We start from the raw sequence: 23281 nt of genomic DNA, 5'->3' as shown, positions 1-23281 counted from the left end.
CGCTCAAAGTGTGCATCAATACAAAAACTATGTTACGCAACTATTTGAAAATCAATTAAAATGGGATAAAAAAACAAGTGCTAAAAATTTAGATGAATTAAATAAAAATTTATCATCGGCTTTAAATTTTAATTGAAAAATAATATATATTTGATGCGTTTTTAATCAATTAATTTCACAAATTTTTTGAGCTAAAAAGCACGAACAATTAAAAAATAAAAAACATGAAAAAAATATATGCTATAGCTTTATTGCTATTTATTTCAGTATCATTTTCGGCAAAAAAAATTTGACGCTTTACAACAAGAAAATTCTTTAACTGCAGTTTACAAAGGTGTTACAGATGAAGATTATTACAAGTTTGTAGATGATGCAAAAAAAGAACATCTTTTCTATGACGTTGCAGAAGATGTAGAATTAGGTTTAGAAGACGATTCTTTAATTGGAAAAAAATTCTCATTAACTTTCAGTACAAAAGAAATTGATGAATATGATAACGAAGGTGAAGAAACAGGGAAGAAAATAACCGTAAAAACAATCTTAACTATTAAAGAAGTTAAATAACAAAAAACCCGAAAGTAAATTACTTTCGGGTTTTTTTATACACTTTCTCTTAAAAGAGACTTATAGGTTTTTCTGAGTTTTATTGGGTGAACACCCAACTTATATTTTAAAAAAACATAGCCATTAATTAAATTTACTTTTAACCAAGAATTAGAATCATATTTTCTTGCGCTAACTGTAGCTTTCGACTGAATTATTACAATAGGAATTTTCTGTTTTCGAACTCTATCCATCATCTCAAAATCCTCCATAATACAAAACTCCTCATTATACCCATTTAACTTTGTAAATGCTTCTTTGGTAAAAAAATGGCACTGATCTCCTCCACCAGCAAACAAACCATCTTTGGCCGTAAATTTACTGTTAAGGCTTAATAAAGACGATTTTTTATCAAATTGATAAGCAAAAAATCCTGCTTTTTTTTCTGATTGAATTACTTTCTTAATTTCCGAATAAAAATTTTCTGGCAAAATAACATCTGCATGTAAAAAAAGAAACACGCTTCCTTTTGCTTTTTTTACGGCAAAATTCATTTGTGCTGCTCTTCCTTTTTTATCGCTTATTAAATATGTAACTTTACTAAAGTTTTTACAGACTTTAAAACTGTTATCTGTAGTTTCTGGTGAATTCGAAACAATAATTTCTATTGGAAATTTGTTAGCTTGTTCGCACAAAAACGACAAAACCTTTGTTAGATTTTCTTGTTCGTTATAAGCAGGAATTATTATACTTAACATCATACTTTAACTTACACTTTTTTATATGAAACAGTTTTTATTAACAGTGCTTTTTTTATCAACCTTTAAATTTATAGCACAAAATAAGATAAATTATAGTGAAGTTTCTAAAGATTTACTCCAAAATATTATGGATAAAAAATCTTATGAAAACCAAGTTACACTTTTAGCAAATAGTACTCTAGAAGATTTGACATCAGAATTAAAAACCGATACTCAAAAATTAGCTTTTTGGATAAATATTTACAATTCTTTTATTCAAATTTCTTTAACAGAAAACCCTGATTTATACAAAGATAGAGGCACTTTTTTTAGCACTCCAAGAGTAAAAATTGCTGGAGAAACTTTATCTTTTGATGATATTGAACACGATATTATAAGACGCTCTAGAGTTAAACTTAGTTGGGGTTATTTAAGAAAATATTTTCGCCCAAAATGGGAACGTAAGTTAAGAGTTCAAAATATTGATTGGAGAATCCATTTTGCTTTAAATTGTGGGGCTAAAAGTTGTCCTCCAGTTGCATTATTTACCAATGAAAACTTAAATAAGGAATTAGATTTTATGGCAACAGAATATTTAAAAGAACAAACTACTTACAATTCTGAAACGAAAACAGCAAAATCTGTGTCTTTATTTTCTTGGTTTAGAGCAGATTTTGGTGGAATTTGTGGAGCAAGACAAATTTTAGTAGATTATAAAATTACACCAGAAAAGCCTAAAAAATTAGAATTTAAAAATTATGATTGGACTTTGTTATTAGGAAATTTTAGAAAGATTCCTAAATAGACTTTTTATTGTACTTAATTCTCTTTTTCGCTTTCTTCCAAATCTGCAGTTAAATCTAAATTTCTAATTGTTGGGCTTACAATGGCTGTGGTTGCTACTGTTATAATAGTCATTGTGCCACCAAATACAACTGCAGCAACAGGTCCAATTAATTTGGCTGCTAAACCACTTTCAAAAGCACCTAACTCATTAGAAGAACCCACAAACATTGAGTTTACAGATGATACTCTTCCTCGCATTTCATCTGGTGTTTTTAACTGTAAAATCGTTTGACGAATAACCATCGAAATTCCATCTGCAGCTCCACTTATAAATAAAGCCAAAATACTTACCCAGAAAATAGAGGACAATCCAAAAGCAATAATACTAAGTCCAAAAATAAATACGGAAATCAGCATTTTTTTACCTGTATTTCTATTGATAGGAATATATGTAGTTAAAAGCATCGTAACAATACTTCCTATAGAAATTGAGGCATTTAAAATACCAAAACCTTCTGGTCCAACTTTTAAAATATCTTGAGCAAAGACTGATAAAATTGCCACAGTTCCTCCGAATAAAACAGCAATCATATCTAAACTCAATGTACCTAAAATTGCTTTATTTTGAAATACGAATTTTATTCCTGCTTTTAAACTTTCGGTAATTGGCTCGCCTATTTTTTTATTTAGAATAGGTTTCTTTTTTATTTGAAAAAGAGTGATAAAAGACAATAAAACTAGAATAAAAACTAATAATAAAGTTTTATCTACTTGTATCCAACTAATAAAAAAACCTCCACAAAGCGCTCCAGTTACACTCGCTGTTTTCCATGTGCTTGTGCTCCAAGTTGCAGCATTATGATATATTTTTTTTGGAACCAATAATGCTACTAAAGAAAAAATAGTAGGGCCAAAAAAGGATCTTAAAAATCCACCAAAAAAAACCAATCCATAAATGCAATATAAAATTGAATTCGTAGACCAACTGTTAATTATTGAATCTGTAGTTAAAAAAAATAACCCAAGACTTATTAAAGAAAAAGCAGCTGTACAAGTTGCTAATAAATTCCTTTTTTCTTTTTGATCAACAATGTGACCTGCAAATAAAGCCATAGAAAAAGCTGGAATTATTTCCATTAAACCAATAATTCCTAAAGAAAGTGGATCTTTTGTGATAGAATAAACCTGCCATTCAATAACAATAAATTGCATGGACCAACCAAAAACCAATAAAAATCGAACAAATAAAAAAATATTAAATTCTCTTATTCTTAGTGCTGCATAAGGGTCTTGCTTTTTCAATATTCAGATTATTTATCCCAAAAAATTTCTGGATTTATGTAAAAAACAGTATCAATAAAATAAAAAATATTATTCTTTGTTAGGACTTTTTCATCATGTAAATCTTCCAGAATAATACCTAATTCTTGATTGCAATAATCATTATTTCTTGTATTCTTAAAACCATTACTTTCTAAAAATAATTTTACATGATTCAAATTTGTAAGTTTATCAGCCTTTATAAATGGTTGTTTTACAACCGAATAAAATTTTTCATCATCTTTATAAAATCCTAAAAATTGATAAGCTGTATCAGAAAAAAAATAGTTATGAAGTAGAAGATTTAGAAAATAATCTTCCCAAGATGCATAATAAATAGCATCATTGAGTTTTAAAACATATTGCTGATTTTTTATGTAAACTTTTTGTTCTGCTCCTTGCGCAATGTATTTATTTTGATCAATCTTAGCAAAAAATAAATTTTTTTCATTGGCAAAATTTATAAGTCTCTCTGTTTCTTTTGATTTGTTTTGGTGTTTTTCTTCAGCCAAAGGACTTGATTTCTGGCTTGTTCTAATGTAACTGGTAACTGCTTGGATAATTGCATCATAGCTATGGCTGCTCTTTCCTGAAAGGATATTTTGTAATTCATGCTTTACCTGGTTTATATTCATGACAAAGTTACTGTTTTTAATCAACTCAATTTCATATCCATTAAAATGGCGAATGTTTGGTTTATATCTTGCTCTTTTACAACAATGGTCATCTCGTTTGTGGTGGATATAATTTCTTGTAAAGGAATATCTGCCCAAGCTAATTGCTTTAAAATAAAGTAATAAATACCAGATTGTTCTAAGTTTTCTTTTGGTAATTTTATAGTGATAGATGCCAAATCTAACATACTATGTGTTAAAGTTTCTGCCTCAAAAATTTCTTCTACAAAAGGTCTTAAGTTTTTACTGGTAACAATGTTTGTTTCAAAAATTCCTTGAGAAACCGTTAAAAAGTAATCTTGACTTTCAGAGGATTTATTTAAAACTTTTGCAATTTCTTTTAATAACGAAGTTGTGTTTTTAAAGGTAAAATCGCACAAATCAGAACGTACAATTACATCTCCTAAATCTAATGCTAAACGTTTTATGTTTTTTCTGATGCGCAATTCACTTGCAGGTGAAAGCCTATTAATGGCCATCATTACTGCACCAACTTTTACATTCTTTTTTAAAACTTGAGAAACTTCTGGCAATATTATTCGAGCCAAAGAAGATACATTTATAAGTTTTTCGTTTAAAGCCTCCTCTATAAATGGAGTTTTTCTAATCGTGCTTTCTACAACTTCTTGTATTGTTTTCATTCTAAAAGTTTAAAAATAGTTTTAAATGTTCAAAATTAAACAATTAATCCAATTTATCTGACAACTTTTTAAATTCTTTTTTAGGGTTTTTATTATCATACAAAATATTATAAACAGCGTCTATAATTGGCGTATTTGCTTTCTTATCTTCCTTAATTTTAAAAGCACTTTTTGTAGCATAATACCCTTCTGCAATCATACTCATTTCATGTTGTGCAGATTTTACTGTGTAGCCTTTGCCAATCATATTTCCAAACATTCTATTTCTACTAAAAGTAGAATAACCTGTCACTAATAAATCCCCCAAATAAGCAGAGTCGTTTATGTTACGTTTCATTTTATGCACTTTCTTAATAAAGCGTTTCATTTCGCGAATTGCATTGCTCATTAACACAGATTGAAAATTATCTCCATATCCCAATCCATGAGCAATTCCTGCTGCAATAGCATAAATATTTTTTAGCATTGCTGCATATTCTGTTCCAATAATATCATCAGAAGTTTTTACATTTATATACCAACTTTCTAAAACTTTAGCCATGTTTTTGGCTTTTATATCATCTTTGCAAGCCACAGTTAAATAAGACAAACGCTCCATTGCAACTTCTTCTGCATGACATGGACCTGTAATTACACCAATATTTTTAAACGGAACTTTGTGTTTTTGATTAAAATGTTCGCCCACAATTAATCCTGTTTCTGGTACAATTCCTTTAATAGCAGAAAAAATAATTTTATCTTTTAAAGATATATGTATTTTTTCGAGCTCACTTGTTAAAAAAGCAGAGGGAATTGCAAAAATTAGCACATCATAATTATCAACCATGTAATTAATATCGCCAGATAAATCTAATAAAGTAGCATCTAACTCTGCAGAACTTAAGTACTTTGGATTATGGTCGTTTTCTTTGATATGTAAAATGGATTGCTCATCTCGCATATACCAACCTATCGTTTTTAGGTTTTCCATCAATATTTTTACAATCGCTGTTGCCCAACTTCCACCTCCAAAAACCGCTATTTTTTGATCTTTACTCATTTAAGATTGTTTAGGCTCCAAAAATAAGAAAACTATTAAGTATTGATGAAAACTTGGCTGATTTATTATATTTGTTTAAAAGTTACATCAATAATGAAAACAATTTTATTTGCCTTTTTTTCTTTTCTTCTTTTGATTTTTGCTTGCAAAAAAATAATTGATAAAAAACAAACTTCACTCTCTGAAGTAAAACAGAAAAAATCTACAAAAGCAGCCAATGTTTCGATATTAGAAAAAGAATTTATTATTGATGGATTAAATGATATTTCGCATAAAGCTTGGCTGTATTTACCACCAAATTATAATGATTCAGAAGACAGTTATCCTGTGATTTATATGCACGATGCTCAGAATTTATTTGATGATGCAACTTCTTATGCTGGTGAATGGCAAATTGATGAAACTTTAAATGAATTATACAAAACAACAGGAAAAAGCTTTATTGTTGTGGGTGTAGAAAATGGTGGCGAAAAAAGAATTGAAGAGTATACACCTTGGAAACACGAAAAATATGGAGGAGGAAAAGGGGCTATTTACATTAATTTTTTAGTAAATGAATTAAAGCCTTTTATTGATAAAACCTATAGAACAAAAACTGCAGCAGAGCATACAGCAATTATTGGAAGCTCTTTAGGGGGTTTAATTTCTTTTTACGGGGGCTTAAAAAATCCTGAAGTTTTTGGTAAAGTTGGGGCACTTTCTACTTCGTTTTGGTTTTCTGATAAAGTAAATGATTTTGCCAAAGAAAATGGAAATCAGCAAAACTCTAAAATCTACTTTTTAGTAGGTGAAAAAGAAGGAGATACTATGGTTCCTGATACTGAAAATATGGCGAAATTATTAGTAGATTCAGGTTTTCCTGATAAAAATATTAAAACAAAAATTGTTGCTGATGGTATACATTCAGAGTCTTTTTGGAAAACAGAATTTTTAGAAGTAATTACATTTTTATATAATTTAGAATAATGAACGTACAAATCATCAATAAATCAAAACACGCAACTCCAAACTACGAAACTGAAGGAGCTGCAGGAATGGATTTAAGAGCAAATATTGAGGCATCCATAACTTTAAAACCTTTAGAAAGAGCGATTGTAAAAACGGGTTTATTTATAGCTTTGCCTGTTGGTTTTGAAGCGCAAGTTAGACCTAGAAGTGGTTTGGCTGCTAAAAAAGGAATTACGGTTTTAAACAGTCCAGGAACTGTAGATGCAGATTATAGAGGTGAAATTGGAGTGATTTTAGTAAATTTATCAAACGAAGCATTTGTAATTAATGATGGTGAAAGAATTGCACAATTAATTATTGCAAAACACGAAAGAGTTACTTGGATGGAAGTTGACATTTTAAATGAAACTGAACGTGGTTCTGGAGGCTTTGGAAGTACAGGAGTTTAGGTATGTTTAGTTAGTTCTCGATACAATTTCGATGAAAATCGAAATCACTCGAACCGACATTTCGAAAAAATTAAAAAATTAAAATTATGATTCTAGGAGTATGTGAATGGTTAAGTACCAAAACAAATTTTACAGCAAAAAATATTAGACTATTATTTGTATTGCTTGTTTTATTTGCTGGTTTAGGCATAGGAGTTTATTTTATTTTATGGCTGGTAAAAATATTATCTAAAGAATAACTTTAGATAATTTTATAAACCTGACTCATTTTTCTAACAGAATCAAGCATTAATTCAAAAGGAAGAAAAGTGTGAGAATGATATTTGTAACCTAACTTTTTATAAAATTGAAAAGCTTGTGGTTGCTCATTCATAGTATCTAGCCAAATAATTTTATAGCCTTTTTGTTTTGCGTTAGCCTCTAGCCAAAATATTAATTTTTTACCAATTCCTTTTCCTTGGGTTTTTGGGTGCAGATAAATTCTGTGCAATTTTACTTGTTTTTCTTCGGATAAATTAGCTAGTTTTTTATCCCAAATAATTCTAAAATTACCAACTATTTCATCATTAAAAACAATAAAATAATAGTCGGTATTTTCTTCAGAAAGTTCTTTAAAAATATTGTCTTTAGAGTATTGTGTATTCACATACCATTCGCCTGCGTCTGTCCAAAAATGCTGATAAGCTGGTGGATAAATTTCTTTCATTAAATTAAACAAAGTGTTATCATCTGAAATAGAAATTTCTTTTAATTTTATGTTTTCTGATATTTGAATCATCTTTAAAAAATAAAAAACTGCTATAGATTGATTATTTCTATAGCAGTTTTACATAATTAGAACCTTTAATAATTATTCTTGATTTTCAATAGCTAATTTTATTTTTCCTTCTAATTCTTCTGCTAAATCTGGATTGTCTTTTATCAAACCTTTTACAGCATCTCTACCTTGCCCTAATTTGGTTTCACCATAACTAAACCAAGATCCGCTTTTCTTTATAATTCCTAACTCTACACCAATATCTAAAATTTCACCAACTTTAGAAATTCCTTCTCCATACATAATATCAAATTCTGCCACTTGAAAAGGTGGTGCTACTTTATTTTTTACTACTTTAACTTTAGTACTGTTTCCAATAACTCTATCTCCGTCTTTAATTTGCGTTCTTCTTCTAATATCTAAACGAACAGAAGCGTAAAATTTAAGTGCATTTCCACCAGTTGTTGTTTCTGGATTTCCAAACATCACTCCAATTTTTTCTCTTAATTGATTGATAAAAATAACAGTACAGTTTGTTTTAGAAATAGTCCCTGTTAATTTACGCAAAGCCTGGCTCATTAAACGAGCATGTAAACCCATTTTCGAGTCTCCCATTTCTCCTTCAATCTCAGATTTAGGTGTTAATGCTGCAACAGAATCTATTACAACAATATCAATGGCACCTGATCTAATTAAATTTTCTGCAATTTCTAACGCTTGCTCTCCATGATCTGGCTGAGAAATAATTAAATTATCAATATCTACTCCTAAATTTTGTGCATAAAATTTATCAAAAGCATGTTCTGCATCAATAAACGCTGCAATTCCTCCTGCTTTTTGAGCTTCTGCAATTGCATGCAAAGTAAGTGTTGTTTTCCCAGAAGATTCTGGTCCATAAATTTCTATTACTCTTCCTCTTGGATATCCACCAACTCCTAAAGCTAAATCTAACCCTAAAGAACCAGATGAAATAGAGGCTATGTCTTCTGTAACTACATCACCCAATTTCATTACAGAACCTTTGCCATAAGTTTTATCTAACTTATCTAAAGTAAGTTGTAATGCTTTTAATTTTGCTTCTTTATCCTTGTCTACTCCTTTATCTTTTGCCATAAAATCTACTTAATTTTCTATTTTTAAAAAGTGCTACAAGTTACAAAATTAGAATGTTTTATTTCCTAATTTTTTGTTACTTTTAAGATATGAATGAAAATATTATTTCTTTAATCTCTGATGATAAAAAATCAATTGTAAAAATTGAAAAAGGAGAACTTATTTCTTTTAAAGTTGATGAACATGAATTTATTCATCAAAAAGGAAATAAAGGTTGGCGAAAATCTGATGACGAAATGTTTCCTGTAATTGGGCCTTTAGATAAAAATAATTTTAGAATGCATACCAAAAATGGAGATGCTATTCAAGACCAACATGGTTTGCTGCGCGAATTAGATTATTCGTTAATTTCTTCGGATGAAAACAGCGTAAAATTCAAAAAAAAATATACAAAAAACACCAAAATTAAGAATAGTAAATTTCCTGCAAAATCTACTGAAGAACTCCTTTTTTGGCCTTTCAATTTTACTTTTGAGAAAAATTTTAGTTTAAAAAATAATGTTTTAAATATCGATTTTATCATCCTATCAGAAATAGGAATGCCTTTTATGTTGGGCTATCATCCTGCTTTTTTATTATCTGATACAGGTAAAGAAACATTGGTTTCTGGTGATCAAAAAATTACCTTACATGATATTTATAAAGTAGGCCATAATGCGTTTCCTGTGTTAAATATTGATACTATTATTTTAAAAAATATTGAGAAACCTAATTTAGAAATTACTACCAAAGGTTTTAATAATTTTATGCTTTGGACAGAAGTTGATAATATGCTTTGCATAGAGCCTATTTCACAATATACCTCTTATACAGATCAAAAATTTTCTGAAGAAAACATGCGTTTATCTGAAGGTAAAAATCACTTTTCTTTTAAAGTTAAGGTACTTTAAATTGATAAAAAAACATCAACATTTTATCGCACATAAACCTTGGGGAATGATTTCTCAGTTTGTAAATCCCGCGAAAAGAAAGAAAAAATTATTGGGCGATTTATACAATTTTCCAGAAGGAACTATGGCAATTGGACGATTGGATGTTGCTTCAGAGGGACTACTTTTATTAACCACAGATGGAAAAATATCAGAAGAAATTAGAAGTTCTAAATATGAAAAAGAATACTATGTGCAAGTTGATGGAATTATAAATAAAGAAGCTGTAGAAAGATTAAAAAACGGAGTAGAAATTGGTTTTAATGGTAAAAAATACACAACAAAACCAGGAAAAGCTTTTTTAATTGATGATCCTAAATTTCCATTAAGAAGTCAGAAAATTAGAGATGAAAGGCATGGACCTACAAGCTGGGTTTCTATCATTATTAAAGAAGGAAAATTTAGACAAGTTCGCAAAATGACTGCTGCTGTTGGGTATCCAACTTTGCGTTTAATTCGAGTTAGAATTGGCGAAATAAAACTGGGGAATTTAAATGTTGGGGAAGTAAGAGAAGTGAGTAATTTAATTTCTCATCAATTAAAATGATTAGTTTTTATAAAAATAATTAAAGTAAATAATAGTATTATTTTGTATAATTGTAAATTATTTTTAAAAAATACTATGAAAAAATTACTTACAATTGCATTATTTTGCTTTTTAAGCACCTCAATTTTTACTCAAGAAACAGAAGAAATTCTTACTGATGAGGAGCAGAAAGCTTATCTGTTTACATTAGATAGTATTAATAAGTCATTTAGATATGAATATGGTAAAATTTCTCTAGAAAATGGTCTTGCAGAAATAAATGTACCCAAAGGATATAAGTTTTTAAACGCTGAGCAAAGTAATTATGTTTTAACGGATTTGTGGGGTAATCCACCATCTGAAGTTCTAGGATTATTGTTTCCAGAAGATATTTCTCCAATAGATGATCATTTTACATATGCTGTAGAAGTTACCTACTCTAATGATGGTTATATTGATGATGAAGATGCTAAAGACTTAGATTATGATGATCTTTTAGAGGAAATGCAAGAGGATACAAATTCAGAAAATCCAGAACGTAAAAAGTTAGGATATCCAGAAATGAAACTTATTGGTTGGGCATCTAAACCTTTCTACGATGAAGCAGAAAAAAAACTTCATTGGGCAAAAGAACTAAGTTTTGAAGGTGAAGAAGTAAATACCTTAAATTACAATATTAGAGTTCTAGGAAGAAAAGGATATTTAAATCTTAATGCTATTGGAAATATTGATATTTTACCAGAATTTGAAAAAGATGTAAATGAAATTATACATAGCGTACATTTTACAAAAGGGAATACTTATGCTGATTTTAACCCAGATATAGATGAAGTTGCTGCTTATGGAATTGGAGGTTTAATTGCAGGTAAGTTATTAGCTAAAGCTGGTTTTTTTGCTTTGATTTTAAAATTTTGGAAAATAATTGCTTTAGGTGTAGTTGGTGCTTTTACAGTCTTTAAAAAGAAATTATTTGGTACTAAAGAAGAATCTTAAAATAAAAAAGGTTGAAACAGCTGTTTCAACCTTTTTTATTTTGTATCCATTCTAATGTGAGGAATTCCATCTTCTAAATACTCTTCTCCTACTTGAATAAAGTTATGCGATTCGTAAAACTTTTTTAAATATTTTTGAGCAGAAATAGTAATTGTATCTTCATTAAAATGATCTTTAATTACTTTTATAGAAGCTTTCATTATTTCGTGACCAAAACCAAATTTTCTTTCTAAAGCAGCAACTACTACTCTACCAATACTTGAGTTTTCGAAATAATCTCCAGGTTTAAAAATACGTGTGTATGCCACAATTTTATCATTCTTTAAACCAAAAACATGCAAAGCTTTTTGATCTTTAAAGTCTACATCTTGATACACACAATCTTGTTCTACCACAAAAACTTCTGCTCTTAATTGAAGTATTTGATACAATTCTGTTGTGGTTAATTCTGAAAAAGTTTTTATTGTGAAGTTCATTTATTTAGAGAGATTTTTCGATACAAATTTTCTCATTTTTCGAAAATTCACTCGAAATAATAAATAGTAAGTTATTTTACCCAGCACATGAAATTTTATTAACTCTGCCTTCATGTCTTCCTCCTTCGAATTCTGTAGTTAAAAAAATATCTACAAAACCTAAAGCTTGTTGCAGAGAAACAAAACGTGCAGGAATCGTTAAAACATTTGCATTATTATGTTGCCTTGTTAAAGCAACCAGCTCATTGTTCCAGCACAAAGCAGCTCTAATTCCTTGATGTTTATTAGCCGTCATTTGAGCCCCATTTCCTGAACCACATAAAATAATTCCTAATTCGGCTTTTCCACTTTCTACAGCATCTGCAGTTGGATGAATTGCATCTGGATAATCCATAGAATCGTTGGTGTCTGTTCCAAAATTTAAAACTTTATATCCTTTATTCTCTAAATGTTTTATAATTTCGAATTTATATTCTGTTCCTGCATGATCATTACCAATTGCAATTGTCATAATATCTTTTTTAATTGTCTTTACTAGTTTATAAAGTAATCCTTTTATTAATTTACAGATTGCTTCATTTCATTCGCAATGACATAGTTACATCAACAAAAATATAGAAATTAACGGTTATGAACAGTTATAAACATTAATAATTTATACTTTTTTAATAACTCCTTATTTTTAAACCTTTTAAATGTTTTAAGAGAATGTTAAGAAGTATCTGTAAAGTCTGAAAAGTTTTTTTGGTAGTTTTAAAATTTATTACAATACAATAGTATAGACGACATATGCAAATTTTATTTTAAGATTTTAATAAAAGTTTATCAACATAAAATTTACAATTTATTTACATTAAGTAGATAGAAATTTATTGATAAAAATAGGTTTATAACTGTTTATAACTGTTTATAAGTTTTGTTAACAAGTCTATTTTTAAGTTGATTTTTAAGCTTTTAAATAACTCATAAAATGTCGACTATTTTTAATAAGTGAATTATAAAAATAGAATTACATAATTTTATAGTAGCTATTCACATACTATTATAAACACCATAGTTTTTTAAAATTTTATAAAAGATAAATGATAATAATATATAATGTTGATAAGTGTTGAAATCTAAAATTTTAATAAACGTAAACATTAAACTGTTTTCTTTTCTGCTTTTAAAAGATAAAGTGTGTCTTTTTGAATTTCTACAGTTTCTTTAGTAACCTCAGTTTTATTCAAAGAAGTATTTACAGTTATCACAGTAATACATATACCTGCAACAAATATAAATGCGAATAAAGCGATTATTTTACGAAGGTTTTTCATCTTAAAAGTTTGTTACTCTTTCTATAAAGACGCGTAATTTTAGAAAACGTTACAAAAATTTTAAGTTTTCTTTAACAAATTACAAAATTAATAGCTTTCTTTACAATGGTTGCAGTAACATTTCCACTTCCAATCAATTCACCATCTGCTTGAATGAAAGGTTTTGAATTTACAGGAATTACATTTATCTCTTTCGTTTTATAAGTTTCTACTTTTTTATGATGTACTATTTTACCAGAATATAATTTTGGTAGATTTAAAATCAAATCTAAAAAGTTTAAATTTTTAGCAATGGTAATATCCAACAAACCATCAGAAGTATTTACATTTTTTGTAAACTGCATACCACCACCAGAAAATTTACAAATTCCAATAATTGACATTAAGCATTTGGTTTCTATTGTTTTATCATCAAAAATAATTTTAAAAGTAGATTTTTTATAAAAAAGTAAACCAGCAATTCCTGCTAATATATAAGCAGCAGCACCAAGTTTTTTTAATGAATTTACTTTATTTACAATGTAACCATCATAACCTAAACCAGCTACATTGTTAAAATAAGAAATGCTTTTATCATCTGTTTTTAAAACTCCAATATCTTGTAAAATGGTTTTACCTTGATAAATAATTTTGACAGCTTTATCGATTGAATTTGGTATTTGGTAAGTTTTAATCCAATCATTTCCTGTTCCTAAAGGAATTACTGCAATAGTTATATCAGAAGTTTTTACATATCTTTGCAGCATTATTCCATTTACTACATAATTTAGTGTTCCATCTCCACCTACTGTAATAATGTTTCTAAAACCTTGTTGAATTGCATTTTGTACCAATTCAATTTCGTGTTTAGAATATTTTGTAAACGCAAATGAATAATCGATTTGCTTGGCTTTTAAATGATGCTGAATTCGCTTCCATTGTTCAGAAAAATTCCGATTTCCAGAAGTAGGATTAGCAATTAAAAACCAAGAGCCTGCATTGAGCTTGGCGAAATGTTGCATAAATAATAGATTAAGAAAAGCTAAAATACAATAATAGTTTGATAACTATTTTTTAATAAATTATCATCTAAAAAATTGTAATTTGGGATCATATAAATTAGAAGTAAGAATTAATGACAAAAAAGAATAAAATAGTAAAAAAGAAAGGTAAAATCATTAAAGATTTAACAAGAAATATATTTAAAATATTAAACGAAGACAGCAGTAAATACTATAATTACAAACAAATTGCTGGTAAAATGGGAATTTCTGATACAGATGGAAAAACTCAAATTTTAAAGAAATTAGCAGAGTTAACTGCAACTCAAAAAATAAAAGAAGTAGACAGAGGAAAATTTCAAATTAATGAAGATAGAAAATATTCTTTAGGAACCTTAGATATTACATCGAATGGAAATGGATATTTTATGACAGATGATTATGAAAATGATATTTTTATACCAAACGTAAATCTAGGAAAAGGTTTACATGGAGATGTTGTAAGAGCTTATGTTTACAAACGAAAACGCAGCAATAAATATGAAGCTGATGTTGTAGAAGTTATAGAGCGTGCTAAAACAGATTTTGTTGGGGTTTTACAAAAAAGTAAAAACTTTGGTTTTGTAATACCAGATAACAATAAAATGTATGCAGATATTTTTATTTCTGAAAATAAAATGAATGGTGCAGAACATGGAGATAAAGTGCAAGCAACCATTATAGATTGGCCAGAAAAATCTAAAAATCCGTTTGGAAAAATTACCACAGTTCTTGGTAAACCTGGAGATCATAATACAGAAATGCACTCTATTTTATTAGAGTACGATTTACCTTACGAATTTGAACCTCAAGTAGAAAAAGAAGCACAAAGTTTACCTATTGAAATTACCAAAGAAGAAATTGCCAAACGTAGAGATATGAGAGGCGATTTAACTTTTACTATCGACCCAAAAGATGCAAAAGATTTTGATGATGCATTATCATTCAAAAAATTAGAAAATGGAAATTACGAAATAGGAATTCATATTGCAGATGTTTCTCATTATTTACAACCAAATACTATTTTAGATGATGAGGCTTATGACAGAGCAACATCTGTTTATTTGGTAGATAGAGTTGTGCCAATGTTGCCAGAAATGCTGTCTAATGGTGTTTGCTCTTTAAGACCCTATGAAGAAAAATTAACTTTTTCTGCAGTGTTTGAAATTAACGAAAAAGCACAGATTCTCAATCAGTGGTTTGGAAGAACTGTAACCTATTCAGACCAACGTTTTGCTTATGAAGAGGCACAGTATTTAATAGAAGCGAATCAAGAATCAAGAGACAAGAACCAAGATAAATCAGATGCTGTCATTTCGAGTGAATTTTCGAAGAATGAGAAAATTAGTATCGAGAAATCTTTAAAATGCACAATTCCAATTGATGTTTCTATAACTGGTTCTGTGTACACAGTAACCCCAGAAATTGTAGAAGCAACTTTAAAGTTAGATGAATTAGCTAAAATTCTTCGTAAAAAACGAATGAAAGAAGGTGCAATTTCTTTTGATAGAGTAGAAGTGAAGTTCGATTTAGATGAACAAGCAAACCCTGTTGGGGTTTATTTTAAAGAATCTAAAGATGCTAATAAATTAATAGAAGAATTTATGTTGTTGGCAAACAGAAAAGTTGCAGAATTTATTGGTACAAAACAAGGAAAACCATCAAATAACACCTTTATTTATAGAATTCATGATGAACCAAATATCGAGAAATTAGCTTCTTTACAGAATATCATAGGTAAATTTGGTTATAAAATAAATACAGAAACAAAAGAATCTACCTCAGAATCTTTAAACCAATTATTAAGTGATGTGCATGGAAAAGCAGAATCGAATATGATTGAAACCTTAACCATTAGAACTATGTCTAAAGCAGTTTACACTACTCAAAACATTGGGCATTATGGTTTGGCTTTCGATTACTACAGTCATTTTACATCACCTATTAGACGTTATCCAGATGTAATGACACATAGATTGCTACAATATTATTTAGATGGAGGAAAAACACCTAAAACAGATTTGTACGAAGAAAGGTGTAAGCACTCTTCTAAAAGAGAAGAATTAGCCAGTAAAGCAGAACGTGATTCTATAAAATACATGCAAGTAAAATACATGCAAGATCATAAAGATGAAGTTTTCGAAGGTGTAATTACAGGTGTTACAGAATGGGGAATTTATGTAGAAATCACTAAAAATAAATGTGAAGGAATGGTTAGAATTAGAGATATAAAAAGCGATTATTATATTTTTAATGAAGAGCAATATGCCATTGTTGGGCAATCTACCAAGAACATTTATCAATTAGGAAACAACGTAAAAGTGCAAGTAAAGAAAACAGATTTAGAACGCAAGCATTTAGATTTTAATTTGATTGAAGATTAATATTTTAAGACACCAATTTGTGTGATTCGTGTCATTATTAAAAACAAAAACCATGATTTTAACCACAACAAATAACATAGAAAACTTTAAAATAGTAGATTATTTAGGTATTGTAACAGGTGCTGCTTACGATTCTAGCTATTCTTCTAATGGTAGAAAAATGTCTTTTACAGACATGTTTAGTATGGCTAAGTATAGAGAAATGTACACTTTAGGATTAGAAAGTATTAAAGAAAAAGCATTTCAAAATTTAAGAGATAATGCCATAAAATTAGGAGCAAATGCAGTGGTTGGAATTCAGTTAGATGTAGAGCCACTTGCAAATTCTTCAACTTTATTAGTGTCAATTACTGGCACTGCAGTTAAAGTAGCATCTTAATTTAACAATTTTTTAATTATTCATTTGCCACAATAAAAGACAAAAAAAGTCTTTATAATGGTATACTTGTTGATTAAGTATCTACATCAAACTTTAAAAAGATGAAAAAAATAGTTTTTATATACATGTTATTGCTAACAATAGCAGTTACAGCACAAACAACAATTACAAATAACTTAGTAGACTTTTCTATTTTAAAAGTCTATAATGGAATAGAAGTAGAATTAATAAAATCTACCGAACAAAAGATAGAAATTACAGGTAATAAATCTGAAAAAGTAAAAGTAAAGAGTGTAAATAATACATTAAAGTTGTCATTGCCTTTTTCTTTAAATCCAGAAAATAATTCAGCAGAAGGTGAAGTTTTAATCAAATTGTATTACAATACTAATATCGATCTTATTGATGCGAATGAAGGTGCTACAATTACAGCAAAGTTAATAGAACAAGATAAATTAGAAGTAAATGCACAAGAAAGAGCTTTTATAAATTTAGTTGTAAAAACCACAAATTTAGAAGTTAGAGCGTCTTCTGGAGGTATTATAAAATTAACAGGCACAACAGACAATCAAAAAGTAGATTTAGATTTATATGGAGTATATAATGGCTTTAATTTAGAAGCTGTAAAAAACTCATTTGTTTTTGCAGGTTCAGGATCGAAAGCAGAAATATTAGCAGGCGAATCTTTAGAGGCAAAAGTAAGTTTTGGTGGCTCTATTTTTTACAAAGGAAACCCAGAAGTGTTAAATGATAAAAAAGTAGTAGGAGGTATTATACAAAAAAGAAATTAATAAAAAACCTTTTTGTATCTTTGCTACACTAAAATTTAGAAAGAATGACTAGTTTACACACATATTTAGCAATTCCTGGAGGTGGTTCTATTATTTTAATAGTTGTTGTAGTTTTACTACTGTTTGGTGGTAAAAAAATACCAGAATTAATGAAGGGTCTAGGAAGTGGAATTAAAGAATTTAAAAACGCTTCTAAAGAAGATTCAGGAGAAAAGTTAGAAGAGAAGAAGTAAAAAATCTTTTTTACACAAAAATAAAGCTCAATTTGATTAATCAGATTGAGCTTTTTTTGTTATAAATAATAGTCCCCCAACTTATATTTATTTGGTGTAAATATATAAATCGTATATCATTATTTCTAATAAAATGTTATAAATGGGAATTTTTTTTAGTATTTGGGATAAATGGGAATCAATTATTTAATTATAGCTAATAAAGATTGTTTGCTAAAGGATCTTGAAACAGGAATACTAAAATCAATATATTCTGATTTTAATAAATAGCCTCTTGCATTTCCAGTTAAACTAGTAACATATTTAGTATTTATAATATAAGATTTATGACACCTAATAATATGTGGATAGTCTTTTAAAGCCTTAATTATTTCTGTTAAAGTAACTCGTAAAATTTTTTCTTTTGTTTTATTTTCTTCTTTTTTTATAAAAAAACTAGCATAGTTTCCTTGAGAAGTAATGTAAACTAAATCACTAATTTTAATTTCTAAACTTTCTCTTTTATTATCAGATAAAATTACAAACTTGTCAGATAACTCTTCGTTGTTTTTTTCCGCTTTTTGTTTAAAGTCAGTAATTTCTTTCGCTCTTTTAATTCTTTTTTCTCTTAATGTTTTCTCATTTATAAAAATTGTAAATAAAACAGGAATTACACCAACAAGATTAGAGTATAATATGTAAGAAAAATAGCTAATATTTTCTATTCCTCTCTCATCTTTATAAAATTTCGCTATATACCACAATAAAGAACCTGTAACAAAAATTCCTATTAGAATAAATAAAATATTTCTTCCAATAGTCCAATTATCTTCACTAAAATAACTTTTAAAGATAAGAGGAGGTACTGTTAAAAAAAAGAAACTGCCTAAAAAAGTAACCAAGCCTATTAACAAAGTATAATTTAGTAAGATTTCTTGCAAACTAAACAATGTAAAAGGCTTAAAAACATATAAGAATAAGAACACCAATACACCTAAAACTAAGCTTATTTTAAACTTAAATTTAATTGATGAATTAAAATAGTAAGGTGTGGATAACCAGTTTTTAATATAATTAAACATGGTTGTTAATTTCTATTTTTTCAACTTTGGTTTTGCGTTTTTCATTGCTTCACCAATTTGATTACTTGCTGTAAAACTTGCAACCATATCATTTAGCATTTGGCTTCCTGCTTGTGGTGAATTAGGTAATAAAATTAAGTTACTATTGGTTTGTTGCCCTATAGATTGTAAAGTATCATAATGTTGTGTTACCACAATTAATGCAGATGCCTCTTGGCTATTAATACCCACTTTATTTAAAACTTCTACAGATTCTTCTAAACCACGAGCAATTTCTCTTCTTTGGTCTGCAATACCTTGTCCCTGTAAACGCTTGCTTTCTGCTTCTGCTTTAGCACGTTCTACAATTAAAATACGTTGTGCATCACCTTCGAATTGAGCTGCAATTTTTTCACGTTCAGAAGCATTAATTCTGTTCATTGCTATTTTAACTTGAGGATCTGGGTCTATATCTGTAACCAAAGTTCTAATAATATCAAATCCATAATCAGCCATAGCATCATTTAGTTCTGCTTTTACAGCTAATGCAATATCATCTTTTTTAACAAAAACGTCATCCAATTTCATTTTTGGAACTTCTGCTCTTACCACATCAAAAACATACGAAGTTATTTGCTCATGAGGATAATCTAATTTATAAAAAGCATCGTATACTTTTTCTGTAATTACTTTGTATTGTACAGAAACTTTTAATTTTACAAATACATCATCCAATGTTTTAGTTTCTACAATTACATCTAATTGCTGAATTTTTAAAGACAACCTTCCTGCAACTTTATCAATTAAGGGAATTTTAAAATGCAAACCAGATTGACGTATGCTGTGAAATTTACCAAAACGCTCTATAATAGCAGCAGTTTGTTGCTTTACCATAAAAAAAGCAGCAAAAACAATAATTAAAATAAGTACAACTGTAAGTAAAAAAGTAGGTGCCATAGGATTTTATTTTGTTAAAATTTTTATTTCTTGTAAATATAACCTTTTAAAAGATGTAATTATTAGAAGCTCAAATATTTAATATGTTACACTGAAATATAAAAAAACCCTAAAAAATTATAGTTTTCAGGGTTTTTAGTTTTTTATTCCTCTTCCTTTTTGTCTTCTGGTTCAGGAAAAACTTTATATAACTTTCTGTTGTATTTTGTCCATTTTTCATATTGTTTCTCAGATAATATACTTTTTATAGAAGCGTCAAATTTTAGGTCTTCATTTTTTAAAGCCTCAGAAATTGGTTTTAAATCTTCCATCATTGTTTTCTGAATTTCAATTTGTCCTGTATTATCTCCAGTTTCTATTGCTTTTTTCTGAAAATTTTCAACCATTTCTTTGGTACTTTTCAGCGTAAAACTATTTATTCTTCTTAAATCTTTTATCTTTTTGTTGTAAACTGTTAAAGCTTCAGAAAACTTTTTCCCTTCTTCTGATGATAGTTTTACACCCGATTTTTTTGCAGCTTTTTCAATATCATAAACAACAATTCCTAAATATTTTTCAACCTCGTAATTAGGTTCAGGAGCAGCTCTTTGTGTTTGAGGCATTTGTCTTTGACGCTGACCTTGCATACCTCCATTTTGAAATTGAGAGTAGGAAGTAAAGCTTATAAAAGTAAAAATTAAAATGATGTATTTTTTCATATTATATATTTTTAATTGCGTTTTCAATTCTATAAATAGTTTCTTTTTTGCCAATCATTTCTATAATATCAAACAAATGAGGGCCAGCTAATTTACCAACCAAACTTAAACGTAAAGGTTGCATTACTTTACCAAAACCAATTTCCTTGCCAGAAATAAATTCTTTGATAACTTTTTCTGTATTTACTGATGAAAAATCTTCTATTGATGAAATTACAGCAATTAATTCTTGCATTAAAGAATTGGTTTCTGGTTTCCAATTTTTATTTGTAGCTTTTTCATCAAATTCTTTTGGAGCTAGAAAAAAGAAAGACGATAATTCCCAAAAATCATCGACAAAAACAGCTCTTTCTTTAATTGCTGAAACTACTTTTTGAACAAATTCTTTATCTTTTACAATTCCTTTTTCTGTTAAAATAGGCAAATATAAATCTGTTAATTCTGCATTACTTTTGGTCTGCATGTATTGTTGCTGAAACCATTTTGTTTTATCTGGGCTAAATTTTGCTCCAGATTTACTAACACGCTTTAAATCAAATTCTTGAACCAATTCATCCAAAGAAAAGATTTCTTGTTCTGTTCCAGGATTCCATCCTAAAAAAGCCAACATATTTATAAAAGCATCTGCAAAATAACCATCTTCTTTATAACCACGTGAAACATCTCCTGTTTCTTCATTTGTATATTCTAAAGGAAATACAGGAAACCCTAATTTATCTCCATCTCTTTTACTTAATTTTCCTTTTCCAACGGGTTTTAAAATTAAGGGTAAATGCGCAAATTTTGGTGCATTCCAACCAAAAGCTTTGTATAATAAAATATGAAGTGGCATAGATGGTAACCATTCTTCACCACGAATTACATGGCTAATTTCCATTAAATGATCATCTACAATATTTGCTAAATGATAAGTTGGCATTCCATCACTTTTAAATAAAATTTTATCGTCTAAAGTTTTGGTTTCGATCGTAATTTTTCCACGAATTTCGTCTTCCATTTCCAAAATTTCATCAGCAGGAGTTTTAAAACGAATTACAAATTGTTCGCCAGAATTAATTCTTTTTTTAACCTCTTCAGTACTTAAAACCAATGAGTTAACTAATTTTCCTTTTTCTCTGTTGTGCCAATTGTAAATAAAGGTTTTCCCATTTTCTTCATGATTTGTTCTGTGAAAATCTAATTCTTCAGAAGTATCAAAAGCATAATATGCCCATCCATTTTCGATTAAAATAGCTGCATATTTTTTATAGATTTCTTTACGCTCAGATTGTCTGTAAGGACCAAATTTTTCGTTTTTATTTGGACCTTCATCAAAAGGAATGTTAGACCAGTTTAAAGCATCAATAATATATTGTTCTGCATTGGCTACATAGCGTGTTTGGTCTGTGTCTTCTATTCTTAAAATAAAAGTTCCTTGGTGTTTTTTAGCAAATAAATAATTATATAAAGCTGTTCTTACACCACCAATGTGCAAAGGTCCTGTAGGACTTGGTGCAAAACGAACACGAACATTAGATTCCATTTTCTTTTATTTTTGAATTGCAAAGATACTTTTTCTAAAAAGAGAATAGAAATTACATGTGATAAAAATTGTGAATTTAAATTTAAAGACTTCTTTTAAAACCTATTAAAAATCCCAAAAGAAAAAGCCGTTTTTTGAGGCACATTATTACCAGAAAAAGCAGATCCAAAACTTGCTGTTACACCAAAATCAGAAAACTCCAAAATACCTTTTAAACCATAAGCAGCATATTCTTGGTTGTTTACATACAAACCCGTTAAAATATTTTCTTGTGGTAAAATTACGTTTCCATTATTAAAAGATTTGGAAACATCTACAAAACCAATTAACCAAATATTTTGGGTTATTTTTCTACCCAATTCTCCACCTATTTTAAAGTTAGAGCTGTAATCATTGGTTCTAATATCTGCACCAATAAAAGATTGAAAATAGTTTTTTCCAAAGCTTTTTCCTGCTAAAAAGAGTGGCGTAAAAGACCAAGCATCATAACCTGTTCTAATTCCAGAAGCTGCATCATATTTCCCTGTATTTGCATCTACATTAAACTGCCCAGAAAGTACCCAACCATCATTATAAAAATTATGTTTTATACCTAGATTAATATTCCCAAAAGAAGTTTCTGAATTCGCTGTTGTAATTGGAACAAAATTAGTTCCAGCAGTTGGCGCTCCAGTTTCTATTGATTTTAATGGAATGGAAAACAATAGAGACGTTTTTTCCGACAAGCCATATTCTCCATAAAGTTGAAAGGTTCTATCTGAAATTGTTCTTTCTGTGTTATAATTTGGATCTCCAAAAAGTGTGTTATAACCAGAGATTGTGGAAAAAGAAAGGTTTGTAAAAAAACGTCCTTTTTCTTGTGTCCAAGGGCTTTGAGCAAAGAATGTTGATGTAAAAAACAAAGTTAAAAGTAAGGTTGAATGTTTCATGATTTTTATTTTTTTATTTTTAGTAGTAAAGTCTTTTTAAAACTTACAAATTGTTTTAACAATTATTTTGTTTTGTATT

The 23281-nt window shown here is 28.5% G+C and carries 27 protein-coding genes; 11 read left to right on the top strand and 16 right to left on the bottom strand.

Features of this window, described 5'->3' with window-relative positions:
* Nucleotides 1-599: 599 nt before the first annotated feature.
* On the bottom strand, nucleotides 600-1304 hold the full coding sequence (locus tag WAO74_RS04900; protein WP_422160053.1) for a TIGR04283 family arsenosugar biosynthesis glycosyltransferase: 705 nt from the start codon (nucleotides 1302-1304) through the stop codon (nucleotides 600-602).
* A 22-nt stretch (nucleotides 1305-1326) separates the two neighbouring features.
* On the opposite strand from WAO74_RS04900, the gene WAO74_RS04895 reads away from it, so the two are divergent.
* On the top strand, nucleotides 1327-2088 hold the full coding sequence (locus tag WAO74_RS04895; RefSeq protein ID WP_422160052.1) for a DUF547 domain-containing protein: 762 nt from the start codon (nucleotides 1327-1329) through the stop codon (nucleotides 2086-2088).
* 14 nt (nucleotides 2089-2102) lie between these two features.
* Here WAO74_RS04895 and WAO74_RS04890 read toward each other — a convergent pair whose 3' ends face one another.
* The 4 genes from WAO74_RS04890 to WAO74_RS04875 are packed head-to-tail and all read right to left on the bottom strand — an operon-like array spanning nucleotide 2103 to nucleotide 5743.
* Entirely contained in the window at nucleotides 2103-3371 is a 1269-nt protein-coding gene (locus WAO74_RS04890; RefSeq protein ID WP_422160051.1) for an MFS transporter, read from the bottom strand.
* Nucleotides 3372-3379: 8 nt separating this feature from the next.
* Nucleotides 3380-4048: a hypothetical protein gene (locus WAO74_RS04885; RefSeq protein ID WP_422160050.1), complete on the bottom strand. Its 669-nt coding sequence runs from the start codon at nucleotides 4046-4048 to the stop codon at nucleotides 3380-3382.
* Nucleotides 4045-4704, bottom strand: a complete 660-nt coding sequence (locus WAO74_RS04880) for a hypothetical protein (RefSeq protein ID WP_422160049.1) — start codon at nucleotides 4702-4704, stop codon at nucleotides 4045-4047. The genes WAO74_RS04885 and WAO74_RS04880 overlap by 4 nt, the downstream gene beginning before the upstream one ends.
* Nucleotides 4705-4747: 43 nt before the next feature.
* A complete protein-coding gene (locus WAO74_RS04875) occupies nucleotides 4748-5743 on the bottom strand; it encodes an NAD(P)H-dependent glycerol-3-phosphate dehydrogenase (protein WP_422160048.1) in 996 nt (331 codons plus the stop codon).
* A gap of 93 nt (nucleotides 5744-5836) precedes the next feature.
* Here WAO74_RS04875 and WAO74_RS04870 point away from each other — a divergent pair, with 93 nt between their 5' ends.
* The 3 genes from WAO74_RS04870 to WAO74_RS04860 all read left to right on the top strand — a co-directional run bounded on the left by WAO74_RS04870 (nucleotide 5837) and on the right by WAO74_RS04860 (nucleotide 7379).
* A complete protein-coding gene (locus WAO74_RS04870; RefSeq protein WP_422160047.1) occupies nucleotides 5837-6709 on the top strand; it encodes an alpha/beta hydrolase in 873 nt (290 codons plus the stop codon).
* Complete coding sequence (gene dut / locus WAO74_RS04865) at nucleotides 6709-7140, top strand: dUTP diphosphatase (protein WP_422160046.1); 432 nt, start codon at nucleotides 6709-6711, stop codon at nucleotides 7138-7140. Before WAO74_RS04870 ends, dut begins: the two co-directional genes overlap by 1 nt.
* Before the next feature lie 86 nt (nucleotides 7141-7226).
* A complete protein-coding gene (locus WAO74_RS04860) occupies nucleotides 7227-7379 on the top strand; it encodes a PspC domain-containing protein (protein ID WP_422160045.1) in 153 nt (50 codons plus the stop codon).
* Nucleotides 7380-7381: 2 nt separating this feature from the next.
* Here WAO74_RS04860 and WAO74_RS04855 read toward each other — a convergent pair whose 3' ends face one another.
* The gene (locus WAO74_RS04855) at nucleotides 7382-7918 is read right to left on the bottom strand and encodes a GNAT family N-acetyltransferase (RefSeq protein WP_422160044.1); all 537 of its coding nucleotides are present in this window, start codon (nucleotides 7916-7918) and stop codon (nucleotides 7382-7384) included.
* Nucleotides 7919-7990: 72 nt separating this feature from the next.
* The gene (recA, locus tag WAO74_RS04850) at nucleotides 7991-9010 is read right to left on the bottom strand and encodes a recombinase RecA (RefSeq protein ID WP_422160043.1); all 1020 of its coding nucleotides are present in this window, start codon (nucleotides 9008-9010) and stop codon (nucleotides 7991-7993) included.
* 89 nt (nucleotides 9011-9099) lie between these two features.
* On the opposite strand from recA, the gene WAO74_RS04845 reads away from it, so the two are divergent.
* From WAO74_RS04845 to WAO74_RS04835, 3 genes are all read left to right on the top strand, one after another.
* The gene (locus WAO74_RS04845; protein ID WP_422160042.1) at nucleotides 9100-9900 is read left to right on the top strand and encodes an aldose 1-epimerase; all 801 of its coding nucleotides are present in this window, start codon (nucleotides 9100-9102) and stop codon (nucleotides 9898-9900) included.
* A gap of 4 nt (nucleotides 9901-9904) precedes the next feature.
* The gene (locus tag WAO74_RS04840) at nucleotides 9905-10486 is read left to right on the top strand and encodes a pseudouridine synthase (RefSeq protein WP_422160057.1); all 582 of its coding nucleotides are present in this window, start codon (nucleotides 9905-9907) and stop codon (nucleotides 10484-10486) included.
* 75 nt (nucleotides 10487-10561) lie between these two features.
* Nucleotides 10562-11458, top strand: coding sequence for a DUF2167 domain-containing protein (locus WAO74_RS04835; protein ID WP_422160041.1), 897 nt, complete (start codon nucleotides 10562-10564; stop codon nucleotides 11456-11458).
* A 35-nt stretch (nucleotides 11459-11493) separates the two neighbouring features.
* Here WAO74_RS04835 and WAO74_RS04830 read toward each other — a convergent pair whose 3' ends face one another.
* The 4 genes from WAO74_RS04830 to WAO74_RS04815 all read right to left on the bottom strand — a co-directional run bounded on the left by WAO74_RS04830 (nucleotide 11494) and on the right by WAO74_RS04815 (nucleotide 14251).
* Nucleotides 11494-11934, bottom strand: coding sequence for a GNAT family N-acetyltransferase (locus tag WAO74_RS04830; RefSeq protein WP_422160040.1), 441 nt, complete (start codon nucleotides 11932-11934; stop codon nucleotides 11494-11496).
* A gap of 76 nt (nucleotides 11935-12010) precedes the next feature.
* Nucleotides 12011-12445 carry a ribose 5-phosphate isomerase B gene (gene rpiB, locus WAO74_RS04825; protein WP_422160039.1) on the bottom strand — a complete coding sequence of 145 codons (435 nt, stop codon included), beginning with the start codon at nucleotides 12443-12445 and terminating at the stop codon, nucleotides 12011-12013.
* Nucleotides 12446-13076: 631 nt separating this feature from the next.
* Entirely contained in the window at nucleotides 13077-13250 is a 174-nt protein-coding gene (locus WAO74_RS04820; protein WP_422160038.1) for a hypothetical protein, read from the bottom strand.
* Nucleotides 13251-13321: 71 nt separating this feature from the next.
* Nucleotides 13322-14251: a diacylglycerol/lipid kinase family protein gene (locus WAO74_RS04815; RefSeq protein ID WP_422160037.1), complete on the bottom strand. Its 930-nt coding sequence runs from the start codon at nucleotides 14249-14251 to the stop codon at nucleotides 13322-13324.
* Nucleotides 14252-14364: 113 nt separating this feature from the next.
* Between WAO74_RS04815 and WAO74_RS04810 the strand changes: the two genes are divergently transcribed.
* The 4 genes from WAO74_RS04810 (at nucleotide 14365) to tatA (ending at nucleotide 18056) form a co-directional block, all read left to right on the top strand.
* Complete coding sequence (locus WAO74_RS04810; protein WP_422160036.1) at nucleotides 14365-16653, top strand: ribonuclease R family protein; 2289 nt, start codon at nucleotides 14365-14367, stop codon at nucleotides 16651-16653.
* A gap of 52 nt (nucleotides 16654-16705) precedes the next feature.
* On the top strand, nucleotides 16706-17032 hold the full coding sequence (locus WAO74_RS04805; RefSeq protein WP_422160035.1) for a YbjQ family protein: 327 nt from the start codon (nucleotides 16706-16708) through the stop codon (nucleotides 17030-17032).
* Between the two features lie 101 nt (nucleotides 17033-17133).
* The gene (locus tag WAO74_RS04800) at nucleotides 17134-17823 is read left to right on the top strand and encodes a head GIN domain-containing protein (RefSeq protein WP_422160034.1); all 690 of its coding nucleotides are present in this window, start codon (nucleotides 17134-17136) and stop codon (nucleotides 17821-17823) included.
* Between the two features lie 44 nt (nucleotides 17824-17867).
* The gene (gene tatA / locus WAO74_RS04795) at nucleotides 17868-18056 is read left to right on the top strand and encodes a twin-arginine translocase TatA/TatE family subunit (protein ID WP_422160033.1); all 189 of its coding nucleotides are present in this window, start codon (nucleotides 17868-17870) and stop codon (nucleotides 18054-18056) included.
* A 182-nt stretch (nucleotides 18057-18238) separates the two neighbouring features.
* Here the strand turns inward: tatA and WAO74_RS04790 are convergent, their stop codons facing one another.
* The 5 genes from WAO74_RS04790 to WAO74_RS04770 all read right to left on the bottom strand — a co-directional run bounded on the left by WAO74_RS04790 (nucleotide 18239) and on the right by WAO74_RS04770 (nucleotide 23202).
* Nucleotides 18239-19117 (bottom strand): LytTR family transcriptional regulator DNA-binding domain-containing protein, encoded by an 879-nt coding sequence (locus WAO74_RS04790; RefSeq protein ID WP_422160032.1) that lies wholly within the window; start codon nucleotides 19115-19117, stop codon nucleotides 18239-18241.
* 12 nt (nucleotides 19118-19129) lie between these two features.
* Complete coding sequence (locus WAO74_RS04785; RefSeq protein WP_422160031.1) at nucleotides 19130-20053, bottom strand: SPFH domain-containing protein; 924 nt, start codon at nucleotides 20051-20053, stop codon at nucleotides 19130-19132.
* A 143-nt stretch (nucleotides 20054-20196) separates the two neighbouring features.
* Nucleotides 20197-20751, bottom strand: a complete 555-nt coding sequence (locus WAO74_RS04780) for a hypothetical protein (protein ID WP_422160030.1) — start codon at nucleotides 20749-20751, stop codon at nucleotides 20197-20199.
* A 1-nt stretch (nucleotide 20752) separates the two neighbouring features.
* Nucleotides 20753-22273 (bottom strand): glutamate--tRNA ligase, encoded by a 1521-nt coding sequence (gene gltX / locus WAO74_RS04775; RefSeq protein ID WP_422160029.1) that lies wholly within the window; start codon nucleotides 22271-22273, stop codon nucleotides 20753-20755.
* Between the two features lie 95 nt (nucleotides 22274-22368).
* Nucleotides 22369-23202 (bottom strand): hypothetical protein, encoded by an 834-nt coding sequence (locus WAO74_RS04770; RefSeq protein WP_422160028.1) that lies wholly within the window; start codon nucleotides 23200-23202, stop codon nucleotides 22369-22371.
* Nucleotides 23203-23281 lie beyond the last annotated feature (79 nt).

It is taken from the genome of Polaribacter sp., assembly GCF_049276715.1.
Lineage (GTDB): Bacteria > Bacteroidota > Bacteroidia > Flavobacteriales > Flavobacteriaceae > Polaribacter.
The sequence above is the reverse complement of the archived record's forward strand: the minus strand, read 5'-3'. Positions and strand labels throughout refer to the sequence as shown.